The organism is Candidatus Desulfatibia sp. (assembly GCF_036446775.1).
GTDB lineage: Bacteria > Desulfobacterota > Desulfobacteria > Desulfobacterales > UBA11574 > Desulfatibia_A.
This window is the reverse complement of sequence record NZ_JAZFTO010000392.1, coordinates 1-23,814: the sequence shown is the minus strand read 5'-3', so window position 1 is coordinate 23,814 and position 23,814 is coordinate 1. Positions and strand designations below refer to the sequence as shown.

Below are 23,814 nucleotides of genomic sequence, written 5' to 3'. Positions count from 1 at the left end.
GGTATTGACATGACCGGGACGTTTAGCTGCAATGTAAGTTCAAGCGCAATCAGCAATTTTACTATGAGTGTTTCCGGTGGAGTGAAATCTGCTTCAATTTCCGGTGCCACCGGGACGTTTAGCGGCAGTTCATTTGACATTGATACTTCCAAAGGGACGTGGCTTCTTAACGGCGCTCCTCCTTCATATAAAGATGCTCATGGATCGCTTTACGGACCCAACGGCGAATTTGTTGGAGGCGCCTGGGGTATGAAAGTGGACAGCTCGAACGGTGCTCAGGGCATTTTCCAGGGCGCCAAGTAATAAAAAGGTGCTGAAACTTTTTGAATTTGTTTTGTTAAGTTCCGCTTCAGGCGGGACGTTATATAAAATCGCGCAGCGATTTTATTTTGATATCATCGTAAATGCCCCGTTCCAGTCTTTGCCCGGGGGATTAACTTTGTAGTCGTGGCAGCGTGCCAGCATGGTTTTGCTGGGGCCGTCATCCGGGATGGCGGCCAGCCCCTGATTAAAGAAAACAAGCGCCCGGTTCCAGTCCTGTTTGCGGTATGCGTTCAGTCCCCGGGCGTAATTATCCAGGGTTTCGCGCCTGGGAGCGTCAACGTCTTCATGATAGCCGATAAGTTCGTAAATCGTTATGGGTTTTTCTTTTCCGACGACATTAATGGAATCGATTTCCCGGCCTACAATACCGTTGCCGATCTTGCTGAAAGTTGACTCGCTGACAAGCGTAAAACATTCGTAGGCCTTGTTCACCCCTTCCAGCCTTGCAGCCGTATTGACGGTATCGCCCATCATGGTATAGTCCATGCGGTTTTTTGATCCCATGTTGCCGACCACGGCCGGGCCGGTGCATAAGCCGATGCGCATTTTAAGCTCGGGTCTCCCTTCTGTTTTCCATATTGCTCGCAGTTCGACCAGCCTTTTCTGCATTTCGATACAGGATCGGCAGGCCACTTCAGCCTGATTGACCAGCGGGTTGGGCGCGCCGAACATGGCGATGATGGCATCCCCTTCGAATTTATCCACCGTGCCTTCATGCGCGAGGATAATATCGGTCATTTCGGTCAAAAACTCATTTAAAAGCTCCACCAGTTCAACGGGAGTTAGCTTTTCGGAGATGCTGGTAAATCCCTGGACATCCGAGAAAAATGCGGTGATAACGCGTTTTTCACCGCCCAGAACCAGTTTCTCAGGAGACTGGATCAACTGGTTGACAACCGCGGGGGCCATATAGGTTGAAAATGCATCTTTAATAAATTTTTTCTGGCTGGCTTCCGCTAAGTAGCGGTAGGCGGTAATGGCAACATAGATAATAATCATCACAATAAGCGGGTAAACCAGATTGAGAATCAATCCCTGGGCGGAAAACAGGTACTGGCACAGCGCAATGTAGCCGATAAACAAGGACAGGCCGGCCAGGGCACCGAGAACAACCCCCGCCCGGGGCAGCACGATCCCTAAAAACAGCCCTGTAAGCAGAATCGCCAGGACATCAAATATTGAGGCCCAGCCCGGCTGCTGTAGAAAATCCTGGTTCAGGATGCTGTCGATAATATTGGCATGGATTTCAAGACCCGGAAAGGTGGTTCCGAAAGGCGTAACCCGCAGATCGTATATGCCTACGGCAGTTGCCCCCACCAGTACAATCTTGTCCTTGAGGACATCGCCGGGAACATCTTCATGCAGAATGTCCGTAATCGAAATGTGGGGAAAGGTCTTTTCACGGCCGCGATAGTTAATCAGGATGCGCCCGAGTTCGTCTGTGGGTATAGAAATGCTGCCGATGTTTACCCCTTCAACACCATGCTCGGCCACATCTGCCGAGACGGGATCGTCCAGGTAAGCAGCAGCCGAAATTAGAGACAGCGGCGCGTACAATATATCGTTGAATCTGAACACTGCAGGTATCCAGCGTACAACACCGTCCGGATCGGGAAACATGTTGAAGTATCCCGAGTATTCGGTTGCATTTGAAATTATTTCGATGTTGGACTGGGGCATTTTAGCTTCGATCAAAGGCACGTTTTGGGCGGCTTCCGAGGCATAGCGCACAAACTTGTACCGGGACCCCCGCACATTTTCTTGATGAGCGGCAAGATCCTTTGCACTATAATGCTGGGTCGCTTCAGGATCCATATGAAAAAAATATCCTAATACGACCCTGGCACTGGACTTTGTGATAGTACGGGCCAGCAGTTTGTCGTCGTCGGATTCTATTTTCAAATTTTCCAGGAAACGTTCAAAAGTTTTGTCTTTAAAATGAATTTTCTTTACTTCATTCTGAATGGTGTTAATGGTATTAACAATTCTGATATCATCTGGCTCAAGAAAGCCGATATCAAATCCGATAACCTTGGCACCGGCTTTTGAGAGTTTGGTAACCATATCGGCGATTTTCGATCGGGGCCAAACCCATTTCCCCTCCTTTTCAAGGCTTTTTTCATCGATGACGGCCAAGACGACTTCAGAGCTCACGGCAAGACTTCCCCGGGTGGTGAATCTTAGGTCGATGGTTTTCAATTCAATGATATCCAAAAAAGGGATTCCATAGGCATAGGCAAAAATGCCTAAAACAATGATAAGCACGCTGATAGTATACGGATTTAATTTGAAAAATTTTTTCATAACTGTAGTCCTGTAGTTTTTGCAGATAAGCGTTAAGCAAGATTTCTGATAACAAGATCTTTCCGGATCAGGTGGCTTTCATTTCGGCCGGATGTTAATTTTCTTTAACTATTACACATTATTATACGATTTTTTAAAAGTCAACCTCCGCATATCGACACAATTTGGTGATTGATCCCTAGGTTCCAAGACACTCCAAGTTCTCTAATTAGCATGTTCGATGACGTATTTTAGGCCAAGGCACCTGTTTATGCAAACCGGGACCTTTAAAATGGAATGAATACCAAAGAACTTTCAATTATGTATTATCGCTCAATAGAGGTGATACTTTAGCCCTGATTTTACACGGTTACAATCGGGTTGTCGTTGAAACGGCCATTTTTTAGCGCGCCAAATCATTAAGTCGATTTCAAAAATAAATTCTTTATGAGAAATTCGGGATAATGTTATCTTCTGGGTTCGGTTCCTTGTTTGAAAAGGGCGCTGACGGCATCTGGTGAGTCATCCGGTGCCAGGCGGCCGGTTAACGGATTCATGCGCACCTTAACCATATTATGCGGAATATCAAAGTACTGATGAGGTGTTTTGGCCGGGGCGTTCTGCATGAATTCGATCCATATGGGCAGTGCGGCTTTAGCTCCGGTTTCCCATTCTCCCAAAGTGCTGAATACATCCTGTCCCACCCATACTCCGGCGGCAATCGATGGTGAGAAACCGATGAAAAGCGCGTCTTTGTAATCATCGGTTGTGCCTGTTTTGCCGGCAACCGGCTGTTGGATCACCCGTGCTTTTTTACCTGTTCCTTCCTGAATAACGCCTTCTAACATGTTTGTCATTATCGCTGCTCCAGCCCGCGACATGGCCACTTTTTTTTGGGGCTTAACACGCCAGATGATCCTTCCTTTACGATCGAGGACTTCCATGACACCAAAGGGTTTGATCAGGTTGCCTCTGTTGGGGAAGACCGCATAAGCGGCGGTCAAATCCAAAAGGGTCACTTCCGATGTTCCCAGTGCCAGTGACAGATTCGGAGCAAGGGAGGATTCAATGCCGAGGTCGTATCCAAAACGAGCTACCGAATTAGGTCCCAGCATTTCGATGAGTCTGACTGCGGGGATGTTCTTAGACATTGAAAGCGCCATTCTAAGTGTCATTTCCCCTTGATAGCTTTTGGAAAAGTTTTGCGGCTGCCATTCTTTTTTGTCAAAACCTTTAAAAGCCACCGGTGCGTCCAGTATGATCGTATTCTGGGGGAATCCCCGCTCGATCGCATGAGCGTAAACAATCGATTTAAAAGCAGAACCTGGTTGTCTGCGGGCAGCAACAGCCCTGTTATAAGGGTTATTGAAAAAATCCTTGCCCCCTACCATGGCCAAAATTCCTCCGGTATGCACATCCAGACTTACCAGGGCGGCTTGGGGGGCAGGATCTATTTTGTTTTGTTTCATACGGGTCTCAAGGGCTAAAAGTCCTTTTGCGACCGAGCGCTCCGCCGCTTTTTGCAACTCGAAATCTAACGTTGTAAAAACGGTGAGTCCTCCTTTATAGAGCAGCGATGATCCTAATGTCTCTTCAAGAAGTTCTTTGACATATTCTACAAAGTAGGGTGCTTTGATCGAATTTTTATCTTTTTTCCTCGTATTCAACGGCTCTTTTAAAGCTTCATGATAAACTGCTGCCGTGATGATGCCGGTATCTTTCATCTGCCTTAAGACCGTGTTGCGGCGTTTTACGGACAGCTCTTGGTTGACCATCGGAGAGTATCGGGAAGGTGCTTTGGGCATCCCGGCAATCAGAGCGCATTCGGCCAACCCTAAGTCTTTAACCGCTTTCCCAAAAAATATACCGGCGGCAGACTCAACGCCGTAGGCACTGCTGCCAAAGTATACCTGATTAAGATATAGTTCCAGAATTTCATCCTTTGTATAACGGCGTTCCAACTGAAAAGCTAAAATTGCTTCCTTGATTTTGCGTACAATAGTTTTGCGGGGAGTTAGAAAGAGGGTCTTGGACAACTGCTGGGTAATGGTACTGGCGCCTTCGACAAATGCTCCTGCCTGTATATCCCTGATAATGGCCCTTAAGATACCTTTCAGATCGACACCGCTGTGTTTATAAAAGTTCCTGTCTTCTGTGGCAATCAGGGCTGCTTTAAGGTAATGTGGTATAAGTTTTAAAGCGACCGGTTTTCTTTTTTCGATAAACAGTTCAGCCAGCAGGACTTTGTCGGCGGAGTAAATTCGTGTGACAGCAGAGGGTGTGAAACTTTCCAGACTGCGGATCTGCGGGAGATCGTGGGTGAAAGCAAAAAAGGCGCCACCTATTATCCCGGAAACAGCTCCGGCGATCAGGACAAGAAAAATAACGGCGTTTTTTTTATTTAAACGAAATTTGAGCATGCTTGACTATTACTGTTATAGATTGCTAACATAAACCACGCAAGCGGCCTTTTTCAAACTGGAATCTAATCTTACGAATTCATCAAAGTTAAGGAGAATCAAAGTGGCCCATCACCACCACAACCATGAGATACACAGTACTTTATCATTTGATGAGAAAATGATCAAACTTCTTAAGCACTGGATAAAGCATAATGACGATCATGCCGCAACATACAGGGATTGGGCGCAAAAAGCAAAACAGAAGGGCCGGGATGAAACCGCATCTTTGCTGGAAGATGCCGCTGCAATGACCGAAAGGACCAGCAAATTGTTTGAACAAGCTGTCGAAAGCGTTAAACCTCGATAAATTAAGGGTAAAGAGACTGTAACCGTTCACAGGTTCAGGGTTCAAAGGTTCAGAAATTTGAACCGTTAATTAGCCAGCTCTGAACTCTGAACCTGTGAACGCCTACAAGAGACTTAACGAGGAAAAAGCCATGAAAATCAGAAGTTGTGTATTTTGTTTGATGATGTTGCGGCCCCAAAGGCAAGACGGCCGTGGCAACATACAGGATCAGGGTGGGTTTGTAATTTAGATTCATCCAAATTGAGCGATAACGCTCAATTGGGTATCCTTTGTCCGTCGCCCGTTGCTAAGCAATAAGAAGTGAGATTATACTTCAACTACAGGTGAAACACAAAAAGAGGCCCTAAGAACCTGTAAAACCACTGACTACGGACCACTGACCACCGACGCCTAATCGAGTTTTGACTCGATTAGGGTAAGAGCTATTTGTTATGACCAAGACGCAATCCCAACAAAGTATGCTCCTCCGCTTTTTCCCCTTTTTAGCATGGCTTAAGGGGTATCAAATATCAACTTTCCGCAGCGATGCGCTGGCCGGAGTGACGGTTGCGGTAGTGCTCATCCCCCAGGCAATGGCCTATGCCATGCTGGCCGGTCTGCCTCCGGTTTACGGACTCTACGCGGCGGCAGTTACACCGCTCATTGGGGCTCTGTGGGGCAGTTTGCGGCAGCTGGCTACCGGTCCCATCGCGATTATGAGCCTGCTGGTCCTAACCACACTCACCCCCATGGCGGAACCCGGCAGCAAAGAGTTTGTTGAGCTTGCCTTTCTGTTAGCCTTTATGGTGGGGGTTTTGTATATTGGCATAGGAGTATTTCGCCTGGGTTTGGTAATGTCTTTTATTTCGCATTCCGCAGTAAAAGGATTTACCGCCGGCGCCGCACTTATCATCATCGCAACCCAGCTTCCTCACTTTTTAGGCCTCAGCGTGTCCCGGCATGAATACATCTTGCCAAGACTGGTAGAGATTGCAAAAGGCCTGCCGGAATTACACATCTCGACCACCGCTGTCGGTCTGCTGGCGATGGGACTTATATTTGGCGTTCAAAAACTCCGCAAGACTTTACCCGCGGGGCTGATCGCACTGGTTGCGGCCACCATTGCAATTGTAGTATTCGAATTGCATCTAAAAGGTGTTGCCATCATAGGCAAGGTTCCCAGCGGGCTGCCGCACCCCGTGGTGCCGTCTTTTAATTTTGAAACCATCAGCTCCCTGCTGGGACCGGCCGTTGTAATCGCAATGGTGAGCTTTGCCGAAACATATTCGGTGGGCAAGGCTATCTCATCCCAGACCAAGCAGAAGGTGGATGTCGACCAGGAGTTTATCGGTCAGGGACTGGCAAATCTTATCGGTTCTTTTTTCCAGAGTTATCCGGTAAGCGGTTCATTCTCCCGCACGGCAATCAATTTTACTACCGGCGCAAAAACAGGTATATCCAGTGTGGTTTCCAGCCTGAGTGTGATTTTAGCTTTGCTGTTTTTGACGCCCCTGTTTACCTATATTCCCAAGGCGGCCCTTGCTGCGCTGGTAATCAGTGCCGTACTGCTGCTGTTTCACCCTAAGGAAGTATTTGTGCTCTGGAAAAAAAATCGCCATGATGGGATTGTGGCCGTGACGGTTTTTGTGCTGGCGCTTTTAACAAAACCCGATTATGCTCTGCTGATCGGTGTGATGATGTCATTGATGTTCTTTTTATGGAAGACAATGCATCCTCGTATCGTGCGCATTACCAAGGATCCCGAACTGAACATGTTTGTTAATGCCGACACTTTTAATAAACCGAGCTGCCCGCAGATCTTGCAGCTGCGCTCTGACAATGCTATCTATTTTGCCAATGCCGAATATACCATGGAGCACTTGCTTGAACGTCTGGACGAGCAAACAACGCCGGTTCGATTTTTGCTGTTGAATTTTGAAGCGGTGGGATTTATAGATCTTACCGGCACTGACGAGCTGCGGGTGTTAATAGATGAACTTAAGTTGCAGGCGGTTCGGCTCGCACTTTTAAGTGTGCATCTGCCGGTAAAACAAGTATTTGAAAGTTCGGGTTTACTGGAACAACTAAATACCGAGTATATGTTTGAGCGGCGGGAAACAGCCATCGCCAACCTTTTTCAAGATATTGATCATGAATACTGCAAAAAGGAATGTCCCTACGAGCTCTTTCACGAGTGCTCCACCGTTAAGTAGAACCCAATTGAGCAATAAGCTCAATTGGAAGTTATCGGTTATCGGTTATTCGTTATTTGAAGGAAACGGACATGGTTTTTATATCTGTGCCAAATAACCAGTAACTAATAGCGCATAATCGGGCTTTGGCTCGATCATGCTAAATGGTGAATAACGTGAACATTACTACAACATCCCTCGAAGGAGTCCTCGTTATCGAACCGCAAGTGTTCGATGACAAGCGCGGCTTTTTCATGGAAACCTTCCATCACAAACGATATCGGGAACATGGTATTAACCGAACCTTTGTTCAGGACAACCTTTCTTATTCCGCTCAAGATACATTAAGAGGTTTGCATTTTCAGGTCAGACATCCTCAGGCAAAGCTAATTCAGGTCGTCACCGGTGCAATATTTGACGTGGCGGTTGACATCCGCTCCGGTTCACCTTCATTCGGCCAATGGGTCGGTATCCGTTTGTCGGAAAATAACCGGCGCCAGGTATATATCCCGGAGGGGTTTGCCCATGGTTTTTGCGTACTCAGTGAATCCGCCCATTGCTTGTACAAATGCTCCGATTTTTATGCACCGGATGACGAGGGAGGCATCTTATGGTCCGACCCGGCCATTGGTATTGACTGGCCGATCGAGGAACCGATTGTTTCTGATAAGGACGGGAATTATCCACTGCTTGGTGATCTTTCTCCCCAGCAACTCCCCCGTCATTAAGGATGCCCCATGAATACCCATGATCTAAAAATACTGACCGGAATCTGTTTTCCAATCATGTATTGAAGTAGCAGGTTTCTTGCATGAACCGAATTTGGATCACATTTTAAGCTTAGGAATAGGAAATATGTCAGCAAAGATCGTTTTTTTTACGAAGTACTTAGGAAATGAATTTATCAGGCCCATTAACTATGTGACGGCCTTTTTAATCGGTGCTGCTATCAATCTTGCTCAGGGACAAGCTATATTCTTTTCTTCAGTACCTTATGTAATCCCGCTTTTCGTACAGACTTTATCCAAAGCGTCGGTAAGATTCAGATACAGAGAGTTAGACATTTTAAGCCTGCTTCCGGCTGAAAGAAAAGACCCTGCGTTTATAATCGATTCGAGCGGCAAGATAATAGCATCAAAGGGGAAGACAAACACGTTTTTAAAAAGGCATTTGATCGATAATCTTCACCATTTATTCAGCGCAGAGGATGCCAAGGCAATCTTGGAACTTGCAAAAAAAACCGGTGGTAGTTTAGCGGCAGAATCATTTGAATCATATTCAAAATCGGTCCGCAAGTGGTACCAGGTTCAGGTAAAGCTGGCCGGCACTTCAAACTACATCCTGGTCTGGTTTGAAGACATTACTTTGAGAAAGGCGCTTGATTTTAGCTTGTCGGCCATCAGAAAGTTCAGTGGTGAAATGATATCGTCAATCGATGAGTTTATCAGAATCGATAGTGTCTACGACAGGGTAGCGTGGCTGATACTACAGGAAGGTTATCACGGTGTTTTTATTACCCGGCAGGATCAAAAAGGCAACCTTTTTGGTTATGTCTTTAAAAAGGACCAGGACAATCTGGTGAGATCCGACCAAATAAATATCTCAAGAAGTTCGCGGGCTTCGGTTTTGGATTCAAGGAAACAGGAGCGCATCATAGCTACCGCCAAATCAGAAACCGAAACTCAGGAGACCTTTGATAATGCCCATCAATGTAATCCGGCAGTGAAGAATTTTTTGGAAGTCCCGATTACAAACTACATTAATTTCCATGAAGGAGATGTCTCTATAATTGCATTTAATAAAAGTGACGGAATAAATAAAAACGATTTTTTCGTCATGGAAACAGTCGTAAATACTGCACGATCAATCACCTACCTGATAGATCTGGCGATCGGAAAAAACCGCCTGCTAAGCGCCCTGGAAGTTGCCGAAGAAGTTCAGCAAAACCTGCTACCCCAAAATAATCCGAACATTGCAGGTTTCGACATCGCCGGCAAAAGCATCTACTGCGACGAAACCGGAGGAGATTATTATGACTTTTTAGAACCTTCGCCAGACTCTTCCGGCCGATTCAGCATAGTGGTGGGAGATGTCACCGGGCATGGGGTTGAAGCGGCTTTACTTATGACCACCGCGCGGGCATTAATTCGCAGTGAGACCTTTCATTCCGAAAATGTTTCCCAGGTGGTTAACAGAGTAAACCGCCATATAGCTTTTGACGTGCATGATACCGGCCGGTTTATGACCCTCTTTTATCTGACTTGCGATCCGGCGAATAAGAGTCTGCACTGGGTGCGTGCCGGACATGATCCGGCCATTTTCTTCGATCCAGCCACCGATGCCTTTGAGGAGTTGCAGGGTCCGGGTTTGGCCCTGGGTGTGGATGAAAACTGGCAGTATAAGGAAAATGAAAAAACCGGTCTGGCCAAAGGTCAAGTCATCTTGATCGGCACGGACGGCATCTGGGAGACGCGTAATCCACAAGGCAAGCTTTTCGGCAAAGCTCCCCTCCATGATATTATTCGCCAAAACGCGGCAGCGAGCGCCAGCCAAATCCTGGAAACAATCTTCGAGGCTTTGGATCGTTTCAGGCAAGGGCTGAAGGCCGAGGACGACATTACATTAGTGGTTATCAAGATAGATGGAGACACATAAAATAATCGTGATAAAAGGGGAGGAATTGGGGGAGAAACTACCATCCTTGAGGATGAAAATTGCCAAAACAAATGAAAACCTTGGGCAGGCAATAAAATGACAGCACTTACAAGAAAAATCTTATTTGTAGATGATGAAGAATTACAAGGTAAATTAATGCAAAGAATGCTTGCCGGGATGGGATATGATGCTAAAGTTGCAAAAAATGCTAAGGAGGCTTTGGAGATTTTAGATAATGAAGAGTTCCCGCTTATTATAACAGATTTGAGTATGCCGGAGATGAACGGTATTGAATTGTGTAAGCGCATTAGAAAATTTAACTCAGAATCTTTTATTTATGCTTTTTCTGGATATCTTGCGGAATTTGATTTTGAAAAGCTTGAGGGGTTTGGTTTTAATGGTCATCTCAGAAAACCGATCACAAGTGAAGTGTTGAAATGTGCAATTGAAGGTGCCTTCGAAAAGATAGATAAGAGCAAGAAATTAGCAAATCATATTACAAAAACGGTAAATTGATGACAAAAATACCCTTAATAAAGGGAAAAGTTGAAGGTACTATAAAGTCACATGATAAAGATGGTAAATCTCCATTTTTCTTTCTACTTGACATCCCTTTCGTCACACTCTATTTTTCTGTATTCATTGAATTGTCTTTCATATGAACTTCTGGATAGAGATATCTCGATGACCACGACCACAAGAACAAAAGAAAAAGTTGAGCTGCTGGCACCGGCGGGTAATTTTGAAAAGCTCGAGACCGCCATACACTATGGCGCTGATGCTGTTTATCTGGCCGGCAGGGAATTCAGCCTGAGAAACTTTTCCGAAAATTTTACTGTTGACGAAATCCGGAGTGCCGTCAAACTGGCCCACGGGCATGGTGTTAAAGTCTACGCGGCTTGCAACATATACGCCAGAAACGAGGAGCAGGACCTGATTGCAGACTACCTTAAAACATTAGGGGAAATCGGCCCGGAAGCCGTTATTATTGCAGATCCGGGGATATTCAGGGAAGGCTAGGTTATGAAAGGGTATGTGCAGGTTTATACCGGAGACGGCAAGGGGAAAACTACGGCCGCTCTGGGCCTTTCAGTGCGGGCTGCAGGCGCCGGCCTGAAGGTGTTCATCGCCCAATTTGTCAAGATGGGTGAGGATAGTGAAATCAAGGCGCTTAAAAGATTTGCCGACCTTATTGCCGTTGAACAGTTCGGTCTGGGACGCTTTATAAAAGGCGCGCCGTCTGCCGGGGATATTAAGGCCGCTCAAAAGGGGCTTGCAAAAGTTAAAGCGGTAATGGCTTCAGGCGAGCATCAGCTCGTTATTTTGGAAAAAGCCAATGTTGCCGTCAAACTCAAGCTGCTATCAGTGCAGGATCTGGTTGACATTATAGCGGCTAAACCCGAGGATGTGGAATTGATCATTACCGGACGGGGCGCAGACCCTGAAATCATTGCCAAGGCGGATCTGGTGACCGAAATGAAAGAGATAAAACATTACTTTCAACAAGGGCTAGCGGCCAGGGTGGGAACCGAAAAACAATTTTTATCCTAAGGATTGTCAGTCTTTTTGCCGATATATAATAAGCGTCTATTGTGACGACGCATTAATTTTTTTCATCTTTTCCTCACCCCTGGGGTTTGGTCAACCCCAGGGGTTTTTTTAGTATAAATTACAAAACTTCCCGGTCTTTTCTTGGAATGGTAAGCTTTGCTTCAATAAAATCTTTGTGCGGCAGTTTTAACGAAGTCGATATACGACGGATCTCTTCAACTTCTTCATACGAGGTCATATCCGATGCATTGGCAATTTTGAATAAACACTTTAAAAATGCCTTCCTTTCATCATGGGTTGAGCAGTCGAAAAACCCCCTGGTTGTACGATAATAGTCGAGCCCTTTTAAGGCCCTCTGGCAACTGATTTCCGTAACCAGAGCTGCTTCCTGACCGGATAAGTCCCATTCTTCTGAAAGAATGGATTCGATGATTTTGCGTTCGTTTGCTGAAATGCCCGCATCTACTGCTGCAATCCTTGCGAGAAGTCCTGCGGCAAAACACAGTTTTCTGACCCGCTGTTCCGGCAGGTTAACCTCGATACCCTTTGCTGCAAGCTCGGACTCTAGCTGGTAATAAACAGTATTCATAATATAATCATCGACCCTGCTCTCCCTTTGCGCGGCCGCTTTGGATGTTTCATCACGTCTTTTAACCGATGTTTTTATCATTCTTGACATCCTTGCAAAGATGCCTGTGTGTGCTTTTTCAAGGGTCTGGCTGATTTCTTGAAGTACTGCCGATTCTTCATCTGTTATTTTCCCGTCGGCCTGAAACAACTGAGTAAGGGTCTCTATTACGAGGGCCTTGTCTTTTTTGGAAGTAATATTGGTCAATACCCTGGAAAGCAGCACCTCCCTTTCTTCGGATGTAACAGGTGAATCCATATATATTTCTATATGCTTCCATTCTTCGCCGGAAATTTCAGGGATGGTGAAAAGCAGATCCTTCAACGCGTTGATCTCTTCATTTGACAATTCACCATCGACCCAGGCAGCTGCCACCAGCAGCTTGGCAAGGTCCATTGTAAATGTTTTGTCGGACATAGCTTAAGGTTCCTTTAAACCAGCTTTCTATTTAATAGTGGGATAGAATTTCGTTTATGTTTCACCTCAACGAAGGGTAGAAGAGAAATTTTTTTTCTCCTTGTCGCACAATAACGTTTCCCCAAACTTTTTTACCAATAACATTTCCCGAACTGTTCAGAGCAAAAACCTCTATGCGGTGCTTTGCCGGTTTAACCGGAATACGGGCGATTTGAATTGTTTTAGGCAAGATAAAGCACAGCCGGGTGTCAGCTCTTTCCAGTTGATCGGTAAGTAAATCAAGGCCCGCGCTGATAAGGATGTTCCCAAGCGGCGTCTCTGATTCGAGCTGATCTTTGGCATATTGCGTTGTCAGCATTCTCAGGACTACTCGTATTGCCGCCCTGGTAAGGTCTAAGGTTCTATTGCTTTCTATATCCTGTTCGATGAGAACATCAGTATCGGTGAGAATCATGGAGTTGTGTTCTTGTTGTCCGGAATCGAGCAAAATTCTAAAGCTCTTGGTCTCTGACGGCCTCCTAACGGCTTCGGGCAGAGCGAGTTTTAAGTGAAAAGTAGTTCCGGCTTTTGTTTTTTCCTTATTCTTGAGTTTTTCAAGCTCCGATGCCGGCAGCGGTGGGGCCGGCAGAATGATCCGTACCGGCTCACTTCCGGCTTTGCGGTAGGTACCGCTGATAAATCCTCCGACAACATATGTGCCGCTGAAAATTGCTTCCTTAATAACAGGCGATTTGCCGGCGTAGCCGATAAAGATTATTTCACCGTCCTTGCTGTTTAAACCCTCTACTTCATCCTGAGAGGCTGTCGGAGCAAGATTTAAAAGGCGAATGTCTTCTTCCCGCCCGTTACGCTTGAAACGATAATAGGCAAGATTATTTATGGCATCAGGCAGCGGCAATGGTCCTTTCTGATAGGCGGACACAGATTTGAAAATAGAGATAAGCGAATTGTCCTTTTCTTGTTGCGCTTCATAAACGATGGAGGAAATATAATGGCTCATGCCGTCGTCCTGGTATTTATGCGCAAGTTCGGAATCTGAACTGAATGCATCGAAGACCAGCTGGACTTTGCGGGTTTCCACCAAGGCTTCATCATATTGATTTTTAGCCAGATAATTAAATGCTATGAATTGGTGTAAAAGGACTCTTTCGTGCCGCCTACCGCGGTAGGGGCGCACAAGGTCATTGATCAGTAAAGATGCGGCCTCGGTTGTAACTGAACGCGCATAGAGTTCAGCAACCACGTCTTCAGCTTTCTCCAGGTTCTCCAAACTTGATTGGTAATCTCCGGCATAATGGAATAAAAGACCCTGGTCCAGAAAATAGAGTAGACGGTCATTGCTGCCATAAAGAGTTTCATTTTTTTTGATATCAGCAGCAGCTTTGAGAAATGAGCCTTGCGAGGTTGCTTGAGACAAAAGGTCAATCCGCTGCAAGCTAAGGCTGCATGATAAAAGCAAGAATACTATAGCGGCAGCTAATGCAAATGCATTCAGGCCCGCCCACCTTTTTCGAAGGGAATACTTCATAGTTTTTAGGTTACAGTTTTAGCCGGCTTTTGGTAATATACTTTTTGATTTTTTTGTCGCCGATCCACAGCTTTCTATTTGTTTCAATTTCAATCAGTTCCATATTGATCTGGTAAAACATCACCCGCTTGTTGCCTTCCTGGTCAGCGATGGTGTTGATGCTTCCGATCATCATGAGATCTGCCCCAATCTCTTTACCGGCCATTTTCATAGTCTCCTCAGTGACATTACCTAACATTTGATCTGCTTTCTCCTGGCGTAACTGAATCCGCTCGTGCTTGCCGGCAACAAATTCCACTTTACCGGAATTTATCAAGGAGCGTTCAATATCTTTAACAAAGGTTTCGATGTTAATGTGTTCGTGGCTCTTGTTGCGCACCTCGCCTACTATGACAGTCGGAAGTCTGCTTTGATCAGAAAATTTGTTATACCATGGCCGTGACAGACAATCATTTATTAACTCCTCGGCCACAAGACGCGAGTCCGTGTCGTTCCATTTTCCGCTCAAATCCGTGATTGTATCCGCCTCCATGCGAACCACTTTTGTCCCCGCACATCCTGTTATTAATAAAATGATGAACACCAAGACAACAAATATCTGGGTACGATTTATCATACAATACCTCCTGTTGTTCTGATTCAAATTGCCGGCCCCAGGCCCTCCGCTTTCAAAGGTTTTGCCGCCGGATTTTTTCACTCAATTTTTTATGATCTCATAAAAAATAGAATTCATCAAGTTTTTGGTGTTTTCAACCGTCGCAGCTAAGGGCTGTTTCCATACGAGATTATCATATTAGCAGACTGGTTCATTTCTGATAGGAGAAAAATCCTTCATTAAAAGATAGAAAAAGGCCATGAAAAAAAGATTCACGACGGCAGTTAGGTAAAATGCATATTTAAACCCGATCGTTTGAATGAGGGTTCCCATGAGGACGGCATTCAACATCATGCCGAAATATATACAGGTGTTATACCCTCCCATGGCCAGCCCTCTTGATTCGGAATCGGCGGTTTCGGCGATGAGGGCCCCGACGGATGTAAAAGCCAGCCCCATACTGACTCCCAATGCAATCGCAAACATCATGAAATACCCTGCAGTTCGGGCCACCCCAAATCCTGCCATAGCAACGGCAAAACCAATAATACCTATAACCACGAGGATCTTACGGTCGGTCACCTTATCACTCAGATACCCCAGGGGAATTCGGGAAATTGCGTTGGCCAGCCCTTGGGCAAAAAATACAAGTCCGATTTGACTGACATTCAGGCCCTGGTTTTGAGCGTGAAGCGGAATAAACGTAATAAACATTCCAAGCCCAAAGCACCCTCCCAGCGTAACCAGCCAGCAACCCATCAGGGGACGGTTTTGGAATAACTTACGGACCGAAGTTGCGATTTGCGGCTTTTCGGAGTTAGGTTCCAAAACCGATCGAGTACGGGGCAGAAAGAACAGAACGATCCAGAAATTTAAAAAAACCAAAGCTCCCGAAATAAGGAAAACCTGAAGAAAGCCCGAGGTCTGAGCCAAAAACCCTCCGGCGGCAGGCCCCAAGCTCATGCCGCTGTATATAGCTGTTGTGTACCATCCGTATGAACGTCCCAGATGCGTAACAGGAGAGATATCGGCAACAAACGACATCATGGTCGGGCTGAACGCAGCTACACCGATACCGATAAAAATATAGGCCCACATCAGTTGAGCAAAAGTATTGCTGAAATAGAGCAGAAAAGATGCGCCCGTTAGGACCATCAATCCCAAAGAAACTAACAGTTTATGTCCCCAGCGGTCAGAAACAAAACCAAAAGGTAAAGACAAAAAACCCGCCATTAGAAAGAAAGCAGAATTGATAAATCCGATCTGAGCGGTATTGATCCCCAGAGATCTGGCGTAAAGCGGGACAACCGGAAGTCGCATGTTTGTTGCAAAATAGCAGCCGAAAGCGACTCCGCAGCTGATAAGCATCAACATCCCATAAGAAGGAGCCTGTCTCAAAACGCCCCCTTTATATTATTTTTTTGTTGATTGGAAAACAGGAGAGATATTAAGGCTTGGCTATCCACACTTGGTAAAGCCGCAAAAGTGGCATATCATACAGCCTTCTTCAAAACTGACAGTCTGACTGCATTCGGGACAGATTTCTCCCAGGAGGCTGTTACTATATCTACGCGTTTTAGAGAGCCCGTCTTTCAGATACCTTTTCTCCAGGACTCTGCCTATGGCATCGGGTATTGACAAAACCAGACCACCCTCTTGAAATACAGGGTGTTCACCACCAATACCTTTCAATTGTTCGACCACTTTTTCCACTTCCACCCCGGCTCTAAAGGCCAGCGATACGAGCCTGCCTATGGCTTCGGTTTTGGCTGTAGTGGATCGTCCTGATTTGCCGATGGTGGCAAAAACCTCAAAGGGCCGTCCTTCATACTCGGTCACAGTGACGTAAAGCTGGCCCATCCCTGTTTTCATTCTGGTGGTAAAACCTTCAAGTGTTGCGGGCCTTTCTTTAACGGCAGCAATCAAAGGATTGACAGATTCACCCTTTTTATTAAAGGAGAGCACCTGGTTTTTCTTGCTGCCATCCCGGTATATAGTAACCCCTTTGCAACCCAACTCATAAGCCATATTATATATTTTCAAGGCATCAGCCGTCGTGGTATCCTGAGGTAGATTGACCGTTTTGGAAACCGCATTGTCGGTGTGCTTCTGAAAGGCGGCCTGCATCCGAATGTGCCATTCGGGGGATATATCATGGGCCGTTACAAAGATTTTACGAATATCCTCGGGTACCTCATCCAGCTTTCGAATGCTCCCTTCACGGGCAATTTTATCCATTAACCGGGAACTATAAAAGCCTCTTGCTTTGGCTACGCTTTCAAAGTGCGGATTTACCTCCGTCAGTTTGTCGTTATCCATTACGTTTCTAACAAAACTAAGTGCAAACAGCGGCTCGATTCCGCTGGAACAGTTGGCAATGATGCTCAAGGTGCCGGTAGGTGCAATAGTGGTGGTGGTAGCATTTCGATAGGCATATCCCGGCTTATCTTTATAAATGCTTTGGTCATAATTTTCAAAAACCCCTCTCTTTTTAGCCAGGTTTTTTGAGGTTTCGTGGGACTCTTTTTGGATGAAACCCATTATATTTTCGGCTATCTTAATAGCTCTCTCCGAGTTATAGGGAATTTTCAACTGATAAAGTAAATCTGCAAACCCCATAACCCCAAGACCTATTTTACGATTACCTCTCACTGTTTTTTCGATTTCGGGAAGAGGATATTGGGACATGTCGATAGCATTATCCAAAAAGCGGACACTGCTCCGGACAACTTTCCTTAAGCCTTCGAAGTCGACCGCAGGTTCTTGGTCATTACAAATCACAAATTTGGACAGATTGACGGATCCCAGGTTACAAGCTTCCATGGGAAGCAAGGGTTGTTCGCCGCATGGATTTGTACTTTCGATTGCACCTAAGGCCGGGGTCGGATTGTCCCTGTTCATGCGGTCTAAAAATATAATGCCTGGATCACCGTTTTCCCATGCCTGTTTCACCATAGCTTGATAGACTTCAGCGGCATTCAGTTCTCCTACCTTTGTGTTATCGCGGGGATCTATCAAGTCATAGTTGTTTTTGTTTTTAACCGCTTGCATGAACGCATCGGTAACACCCACCGAAATATTGAAATTATTCAATTCATTATGATTCTTTTTACAATAGATGAAATCCATAATATCCGGGTGGTCGATCCTGAGAATGGACATATTGGCGCCGCGGCGGGTGCCTCCCTGTTTGACCTGTTCGGTGGCCGTGTTGAAAATTTTCATAAACGAAACCGGGCCTGAAGCAACACCGCCGGTTGTTCCAACCCGGCTGTCTTTGGGCCGCAAGTTGGAAAAAGAAAAACCAGTACCACCACCCGATTTATGGATAATAGCGGCATTCTTTAAAGAATCAAAAATTCCTTCAAGGCTATCTTCAACCGGAAGGACAAAGCAGGCCGCCAATTGGCCCAGTTTGCGCCCTGCATTCATCAGTGTGGGTGAATTAGGCAAGAATTTAAGCTCCGTCATAATATCGTAAAAAACATTTTCCATTTTTTGGGTGTCAGCGCCATCACCGTAATTTTTCTCTGCCTTGGCAACGTGCCGGGCCACCCTTTTGAACATATCCCTTGGAGTCTCAACTACTTTGCCTTTGTTGTCCTTCTTAAGATATCTTCTTTTCAAGACGTTTTCGGCATTGTCGGCAAGAACCAATCCATTCTTTATAAAGATTGATTTGTCCAGTCGAATCGGTGAAGTTTTAGTAAAGCCATATTCCATCAACTTGTTTCTGAGAATTTTATCTACAACGGACATGGTGATGGTCCGGCTTTCCATGTTGGTAATTTTTTCTTTCAGAAATCGGCTGACATGCAGGGCTTGGTCTGCTTCAATGGGGTTTTCTTGGATAAGGATATCCGAAAATAACTGATCATCCCACTCATAGCTGGTTAAATCGAAATGCCCCTCATCCGTAATCAATATTTTTCCTTTTGAATCCATTTTTTTTCTCCAGTTCCGAAAGCGTGACAGGCATAAATTGCGATTTTTTATTCTTTCATACCATATATAGTATGTCAAGCTCAAAAAGGCACAATATCTGTACATTTTTGAAAAAAAGCTTGATTAGTATCTCTATTTATATAAAATACAATGCAGATCCTAAAATATATAAACCCTATTTTGTTAAAGATGATAGGCGTTTGTTGACGATGTGAATGGATTATCAATCCATTTTGATGGAGACCAGCGTGTAGTTTTGATGCTTAAACCATTCGGCCGGATTCCCCCGCCGCACTCAATTGCCTCAAAACGCTTCCAGTGAAAAGAGTGATGGAAAACTTTCTGCCACCGTAAAGTTTGCAGCGGCATTCAAAGCTAGGTTCCTTAAAACTTTCCATTAGCCGGATATGCATTGTTTTTAGATCAGGTGAGGAGGCATAAACATGTTAAGGCCCATGGTGGTTTCAGCATTAACGATGGATCCATTAACAAAAAACCCCATCGTCATTCTAAAAGAGGTTGATGGAGAAAGGGCCTTGCCCATTCGGATAGGGTTTCTGGAAGCACATGCTATTGCCAGTGAGATGGAAGGCATTCAATTCTCCAGGCCCATGACGCATGATCTATTGAAAAATTTTTTGGATCTTGTAAAAGCCAAGCTAGAGCGAATAGAAATATGTGATCTGAAAAACAACACCTATTTTGCCTTAATCCGTATCTCGCATAAGAACAACGAAATGGCCATAGATGCAAGACCCAGCGATGCACTGGCTCTTTCTCTCAGGGTCGGAGCCCCTATTTTTGTGTCTGACAAGTTAATTAAAAAGTCCGAGATAACAGCTCGGGGAGGAGAGCCCGAGGATAAATCTGAAACGGGAAAGCAGTGGACTGAAATGTTGAAAAGTTTAGACCCGGAGGATTTTGGTAATACATAAACCTAGGTTGAGCGGTTCAGCGTTCAAGGTTCAGAGGTTCAAGGTTCAGAGGTTCAGGGTTCAGAGGTTAAAAGGTTCAAAGGTTAACCCAGAACCTAGAACGCAGAATCCGAACCCAGAGCGCAGAACCTGGAACTCAGAACCTAGAACGAATAACCCAGAACGCAGAACCCAGAACTGTGAACCTAATTCGTCCAAGTACCTTTCGACTGACTTTCTGTCGGAACAGAAAGCTACCTGTTTTAGCAGGTAGTGGTTTAAAAAAATGGAGAATTTTAAATGCAGAAAAGACCGCTTAGGGTTCGCGAAGAAATAAATTTACATTTTCAGGAGTCGAGGCGCCCGCATGGCAAGGCGCGCGGAGGGCGAATAGCCGGCTATTTAACCGACGAGGAACGCAGCCAGGCGGGATGGATCGGCGCATTAAAATGTGAAGTTATTTTTGAGCGAGCCCTAAGATTGTTTTTAGTGCTTTTAACAGTGATAAGTCCGGCATTTATAGCGATATCGGCATTGGCAGTAGAAAAACCGCTTTCAGAAGGGAAAGTTGCGGTTGTTAACGGAACAGTGATCCCACGGGCAGAGTTTGACAGAGGGATAAAGCGTGTCTACGGGCAGTTTGCCAGTACAGGAAGATCATTAAGCGCATCCCAGCTGCCGGAGGTCAAAAAGAGGGTAATTGAAAATCTTATCAGCCAAGAGCTACTTTATCAGGAAAGTCAAAGCAGGAAAATCAAAGTTGAAAATAAAGAAGTCGATAAACAATTGGATGCATTGAAAAAACAATTTCCAAGTGAAAAAGAATATAATGCTGCCTTAGCAAAGATGAATCTTGCTGAAGCCGAGATTAAATTTCAGATAACCAAAAGTATGGCCATTCAACAATTCATCGATAAGAAATTTGTTCAAAAAATTACAGTTTCCGATGATGAAACCAAAGCTCATTACAATAATAATCCGGATGCGTTCAAGCAGCCCGAACAGGTGAGGGCCAGGCACATTTTGATCATGGTTGACCCTCAAGCGACTGAAGACCAGAAAGCTGCCGCACGTAAAAAGCTTAAAAAGGTCCGGAAAAGGCTAAGGCAAGGTGAAGATTTTGAAGCGCTTGCAAAAGAGTATTCTGAAGGCCCCAGTGGTGCCAAGGGCGGAGATCTAGGATATTTTAGCAGGGGACAAATGGTGCCACCTTTTGAAGAGGCGGCTTTTGCCCTAAAATCAGGAGAAGTGAGTGATATTGTCGAAACCAGGTTCGGATACCATCTGATCAAAGTTGTCGACAAAAAGCCAGGGTCTACGGTGAGTTATGAGGAGGTCAAAGACAATCTTCAGCAATATATGAAGCAGCAAAAAGTTCAGAAACAAGTAAAGTTATACATTGAGAAATTGCAAAAAAAGGCAAAAGTGGAGAGGTTTATACCTGAAACTCCAAAATAGTAGAAAGAAAATAGATTTATGTCAAAAAAATATCCGGAATGCCCACTGTATAATCACAATAGTTGCAGAGAGCTTCATAATCCCAAGCTCTGTGCCCTCATTAGGAAAGATAAGACCTGCTTTAAGAAAATAGCAAAACATAAGCCTAAGTCTAAGCAATAATAATGATTGTTTATAAATTAATCCGGGTTAAAGCTCTTTCAAAAGGCATCCCTTTTCCCTGGCCGTCAGATGACGCCAGGTTCCCTGGGAAAGCCTTCCAAGCTTTATATTTGCAATCCGTGTACGTTTAAGTCTGGTAACCTGGTGCCCCACCTTTCCGACCATGCGGCGGATTTGCCTGTTTTTGCCCTCTTGCAACACGATGCGAAAACGTCGAGGTGAAATTCGTTTGACCTCGGCAGGCCTTGTTTTGGTTCCCATCAGCGGGAGACCATTTGCCAGAGTGGTGAGGGCGCTGTCCGGAATAGGTCTTGCTACCGAAACATCATACTCCTTTTCATGATCAAAAGAAGGATGCGAAAGTCTGTGATGGAGCCAGCCGTCGCTGGTAAGAATCAGAAGTCCGGTTGAGTCTTTGTCAAGCCTTCCGACCGGGTAGACCCGCTCGGGAACATCAACAAGATCAAGAACGATCTTTTCACCGGGCTGCCTGCAACTGGTGACAAATCCCAAAGGTTTGTTAAGGGCCAGATAGACAAGATCCTGCCGGTCCTCAACGGGGTTACCGTTAACTTCCACCTGATCGGTTTTGGGATCGATTTTGGTGCCGAGCTGAGTAACAATAACACCATTGACCTTAACAAGTCCCTTTTTAATATATTCTTCACCCTGTCGCCGGGAACAGAACCCGGCGGTCGAAAGAAATTTTTGCAGTCGCATCAAACTCATTTCGTGTCCATCCTCACGGCATTTGTCTTAAATAACAATTTCCATAAGGTATCCAACTTCTGAGCGTTTATGAGAAAGTCACTTGTCACTTGTCATTTGAGTGCTGCGCTTGAAGAGCACTTTCAGCCGTCGAAGCTAATTCAGCCGTCGCAGCTAAAGCTGCTTTTGCGAAGTCGGCAGCTACTATGGCGAAGTCGGCTCGCTTGAGGATCGGCCTAACGGCCTTGAGGGATACTGATAAAAAAGGCTTTTCCCATTAAGCGAAGCGGTTTTTTTTAACCACTGACTAATGACAAATGACCAATGACAACCTACCATCAGTTCTACGAGCGATAGTCAGCATTAATGCGCACATAATCTGTGGAAAAATCGCAGGTCAGCATGGCGGCGCTCCCGCCGGCGATATTTAGATCAATGGTTACCGAAAAATCTTTCTTTTTAAGGACCTTGGTAGCTTCAGCTTCAACGCTTTTGCCACAGCCCATCCCGGCTTTCACCATCTGAACTTTATCAAAATATACATCGATTTTATCCGGATCGACGGTAGCATCAGCCCTGCCGACAGCGGCTATTATCCTTCCCCAGTTGGCGTCTTCACCGAAAAATGCGGTTTTGACCAGTGGTGAATGAGCCACTGTTTCTGCGATGTTGTGCGCATCACTTTTCGTCGCCGCTCCCCGCACCAGGACCTCAACCAGCTTGGTAACCCCTTCACCGTCTCTAACCAGCTGCTTGGCCAGGTCCAAAAGGATATCATTTAAAATCTTTTGAAAAACAGCTAGATCATCAGGGCTTTGGATAACAGCATCGGACAGCCCGTTTGCCATGACCAACACCGCATCGTTGGTGCTGGTATCCCCATCAATGCTAATGCGGTTAAAGGACCGCTTTGCGGCCTTAACCAATGTTGCTTTTAAAACTTCTGAAGTTGCTTTAGCGTCGGTGCAGACAAAGCAGAGCATGGTCGCCATATCCGGCCGGATCATGCCCGCGCCTTTGGCCACGCCTGTAATTTTGAAGCCTTTGCCATTGATACTGCCTTTCCCGGTAGCGGTTTTGGGCACCTTATCGGTTGTCATCACAGCTTCGGCAAAGTTTGAAAAGCCCTGGGGGCTGAGAGCTTCGATCATTGCCGGAATGGCAGCCTCAATCGTTTCCATGGGAAGCGGTTCACCAATAACACCGGTTGAGGCCACCAGGACCATCTCTTCACCGATCTTAAGGCCTGAAGCAGCTGAGCGTGTCATAGTTCCGGCATCACGTAAGCCTGCATCTCCGGTGCAGCAATTGGCATTACCGCTGTTGACAACAATCGCCTGGCAGATGCCCGACTGTACCCGTTCCCTGGAAAGGATTACCGGTGCTGCCTGGACTTTGTTGCAGGTAAAGACTCCGGCGGCATTTGCCGGCACCTGTGAATAAATAAGCCCCAGGTCCTTTTTCCCACTTTTTTTAATTCCCGCGGCAATCCCGGCCGCTTTAAAGCCCTTTACTCCTAATTGTTCCATATTTATTTAATCCTGAAAAACCTTGTCTTTTGGGCTAGGTCAGAGATATCTGGCTCTGCCTTGGAGTTTTGTGTCTAAAATCACAAATTCCAAGCACCAAACATTAAATAAATAACAAATCACAAGCACCAAATTTCAAATAAATCACAAATTCCAAGTCTCAAATTCCAAACAAGG

Annotated in this window: 19 protein-coding genes; 10 read left to right on the top strand and 9 right to left on the bottom strand. The window is 45.5% G+C overall.

Annotated elements, in window-relative coordinates; all coding sequences use genetic code 11:
* Positions 1-303: hypothetical protein (locus tag V3S16_RS17815; RefSeq protein ID WP_413887422.1), on the top strand; the 303-nt coding region annotated here is incomplete at its 5' end.
* A gap of 81 nt (positions 304-384) precedes the next feature.
* On the opposite strand, the gene V3S16_RS17810 is transcribed toward V3S16_RS17815, so the two are convergent.
* Both V3S16_RS17810 and V3S16_RS17805 read right to left on the bottom strand, forming a co-directional pair.
* Positions 385-2,628 carry a CHASE2 domain-containing protein gene (locus tag V3S16_RS17810; protein ID WP_413887420.1) on the bottom strand — a complete coding sequence of 748 codons (2,244 nt, stop codon included), beginning with the start codon at positions 2,626-2,628 and terminating at the stop codon, positions 385-387.
* A 446-nt stretch (positions 2,629-3,074) separates the two neighbouring features.
* On the bottom strand, positions 3,075-5,027 hold the full coding sequence (locus V3S16_RS17805) for a penicillin-binding protein 1A (RefSeq protein WP_413887418.1): 1,953 nt from the start codon (positions 5,025-5,027) through the stop codon (positions 3,075-3,077).
* 103 nt (positions 5,028-5,130) lie between these two features.
* Here V3S16_RS17805 and V3S16_RS17800 point away from each other — a divergent pair, with 103 nt between their 5' ends.
* The 7 genes from V3S16_RS17800 (at position 5,131) to V3S16_RS17770 (ending at position 11,753) form a co-directional block, all read left to right on the top strand.
* Positions 5,131-5,376, top strand: a complete 246-nt coding sequence (locus V3S16_RS17800; RefSeq protein WP_413887416.1) for a hypothetical protein — start codon at positions 5,131-5,133, stop codon at positions 5,374-5,376.
* 431 nt (positions 5,377-5,807) lie between these two features.
* Positions 5,808-7,568: a SulP family inorganic anion transporter gene (locus tag V3S16_RS17795; protein WP_413887414.1), complete on the top strand. Its 1,761-nt coding sequence runs from the start codon at positions 5,808-5,810 to the stop codon at positions 7,566-7,568.
* A gap of 155 nt (positions 7,569-7,723) precedes the next feature.
* Entirely contained in the window at positions 7,724-8,275 is a 552-nt protein-coding gene (gene rfbC, locus V3S16_RS17790) for a dTDP-4-dehydrorhamnose 3,5-epimerase (RefSeq protein ID WP_413887412.1), read from the top strand.
* A gap of 127 nt (positions 8,276-8,402) precedes the next feature.
* Positions 8,403-10,202, top strand: a complete 1,800-nt coding sequence (locus V3S16_RS17785) for a PP2C family protein-serine/threonine phosphatase (RefSeq protein WP_413887410.1) — start codon at positions 8,403-8,405, stop codon at positions 10,200-10,202.
* A 96-nt stretch (positions 10,203-10,298) separates the two neighbouring features.
* Positions 10,299-10,718, top strand: coding sequence for a response regulator (locus V3S16_RS17780; protein WP_413887408.1), 420 nt, complete (start codon positions 10,299-10,301; stop codon positions 10,716-10,718).
* A 168-nt stretch (positions 10,719-10,886) separates the two neighbouring features.
* Positions 10,887-11,222, top strand: coding sequence for a peptidase U32 family protein (locus V3S16_RS17775; protein WP_413887406.1), 336 nt, complete (start codon positions 10,887-10,889; stop codon positions 11,220-11,222).
* Positions 11,223-11,225: 3 nt separating this feature from the next.
* Complete coding sequence (locus tag V3S16_RS17770; protein ID WP_413887404.1) at positions 11,226-11,753, top strand: cob(I)yrinic acid a,c-diamide adenosyltransferase; 528 nt, start codon at positions 11,226-11,228, stop codon at positions 11,751-11,753.
* 118 nt (positions 11,754-11,871) lie between these two features.
* Here V3S16_RS17770 and V3S16_RS17765 read toward each other — a convergent pair whose 3' ends face one another.
* From V3S16_RS17765 to V3S16_RS17745, 5 genes are all read right to left on the bottom strand, one after another.
* Positions 11,872-12,798 carry a TerB family tellurite resistance protein gene (locus tag V3S16_RS17765; RefSeq protein WP_413887402.1) on the bottom strand — a complete coding sequence of 309 codons (927 nt, stop codon included), beginning with the start codon at positions 12,796-12,798 and terminating at the stop codon, positions 11,872-11,874.
* A 61-nt stretch (positions 12,799-12,859) separates the two neighbouring features.
* Positions 12,860-14,215 (bottom strand): hypothetical protein, encoded by a 1,356-nt coding sequence (locus V3S16_RS17760; RefSeq protein WP_413887400.1) that lies wholly within the window; start codon positions 14,213-14,215, stop codon positions 12,860-12,862.
* 121 nt (positions 14,216-14,336) lie between these two features.
* On the bottom strand, positions 14,337-14,942 hold the full coding sequence (locus tag V3S16_RS17755; protein ID WP_413887398.1) for a penicillin-binding protein activator LpoB: 606 nt from the start codon (positions 14,940-14,942) through the stop codon (positions 14,337-14,339).
* Between the two features lie 177 nt (positions 14,943-15,119).
* Positions 15,120-16,319, bottom strand: a complete 1,200-nt coding sequence (locus V3S16_RS17750; RefSeq protein ID WP_413887396.1) for an MFS transporter — start codon at positions 16,317-16,319, stop codon at positions 15,120-15,122.
* A gap of 60 nt (positions 16,320-16,379) precedes the next feature.
* Positions 16,380-18,866: a vitamin B12-dependent ribonucleotide reductase gene (locus V3S16_RS17745; RefSeq protein WP_413887394.1), complete on the bottom strand. Its 2,487-nt coding sequence runs from the start codon at positions 18,864-18,866 to the stop codon at positions 16,380-16,382.
* 443 nt (positions 18,867-19,309) lie between these two features.
* On the opposite strand from V3S16_RS17745, the gene V3S16_RS17740 reads away from it, so the two are divergent.
* Both V3S16_RS17740 and V3S16_RS17735 read left to right on the top strand, forming a co-directional pair.
* Positions 19,310-19,801 carry a bifunctional nuclease family protein gene (locus V3S16_RS17740; protein ID WP_413887392.1) on the top strand — a complete coding sequence of 164 codons (492 nt, stop codon included), beginning with the start codon at positions 19,310-19,312 and terminating at the stop codon, positions 19,799-19,801.
* 279 nt (positions 19,802-20,080) lie between these two features.
* Entirely contained in the window at positions 20,081-21,238 is a 1,158-nt protein-coding gene (locus tag V3S16_RS17735; RefSeq protein ID WP_413887390.1) for a peptidylprolyl isomerase, read from the top strand.
* A 189-nt stretch (positions 21,239-21,427) separates the two neighbouring features.
* Here V3S16_RS17735 and V3S16_RS17730 read toward each other — a convergent pair whose 3' ends face one another.
* Both V3S16_RS17730 and argJ read right to left on the bottom strand, forming a co-directional pair.
* Positions 21,428-22,129, bottom strand: coding sequence for a pseudouridine synthase (locus V3S16_RS17730; RefSeq protein ID WP_413887388.1), 702 nt, complete (start codon positions 22,127-22,129; stop codon positions 21,428-21,430).
* A 323-nt stretch (positions 22,130-22,452) separates the two neighbouring features.
* A complete protein-coding gene (gene argJ / locus V3S16_RS17725) occupies positions 22,453-23,637 on the bottom strand; it encodes a bifunctional glutamate N-acetyltransferase/amino-acid acetyltransferase ArgJ (protein WP_413887386.1) in 1,185 nt (394 codons plus the stop codon).
* Between the last annotated feature and the right edge of the window lie 177 nt (positions 23,638-23,814).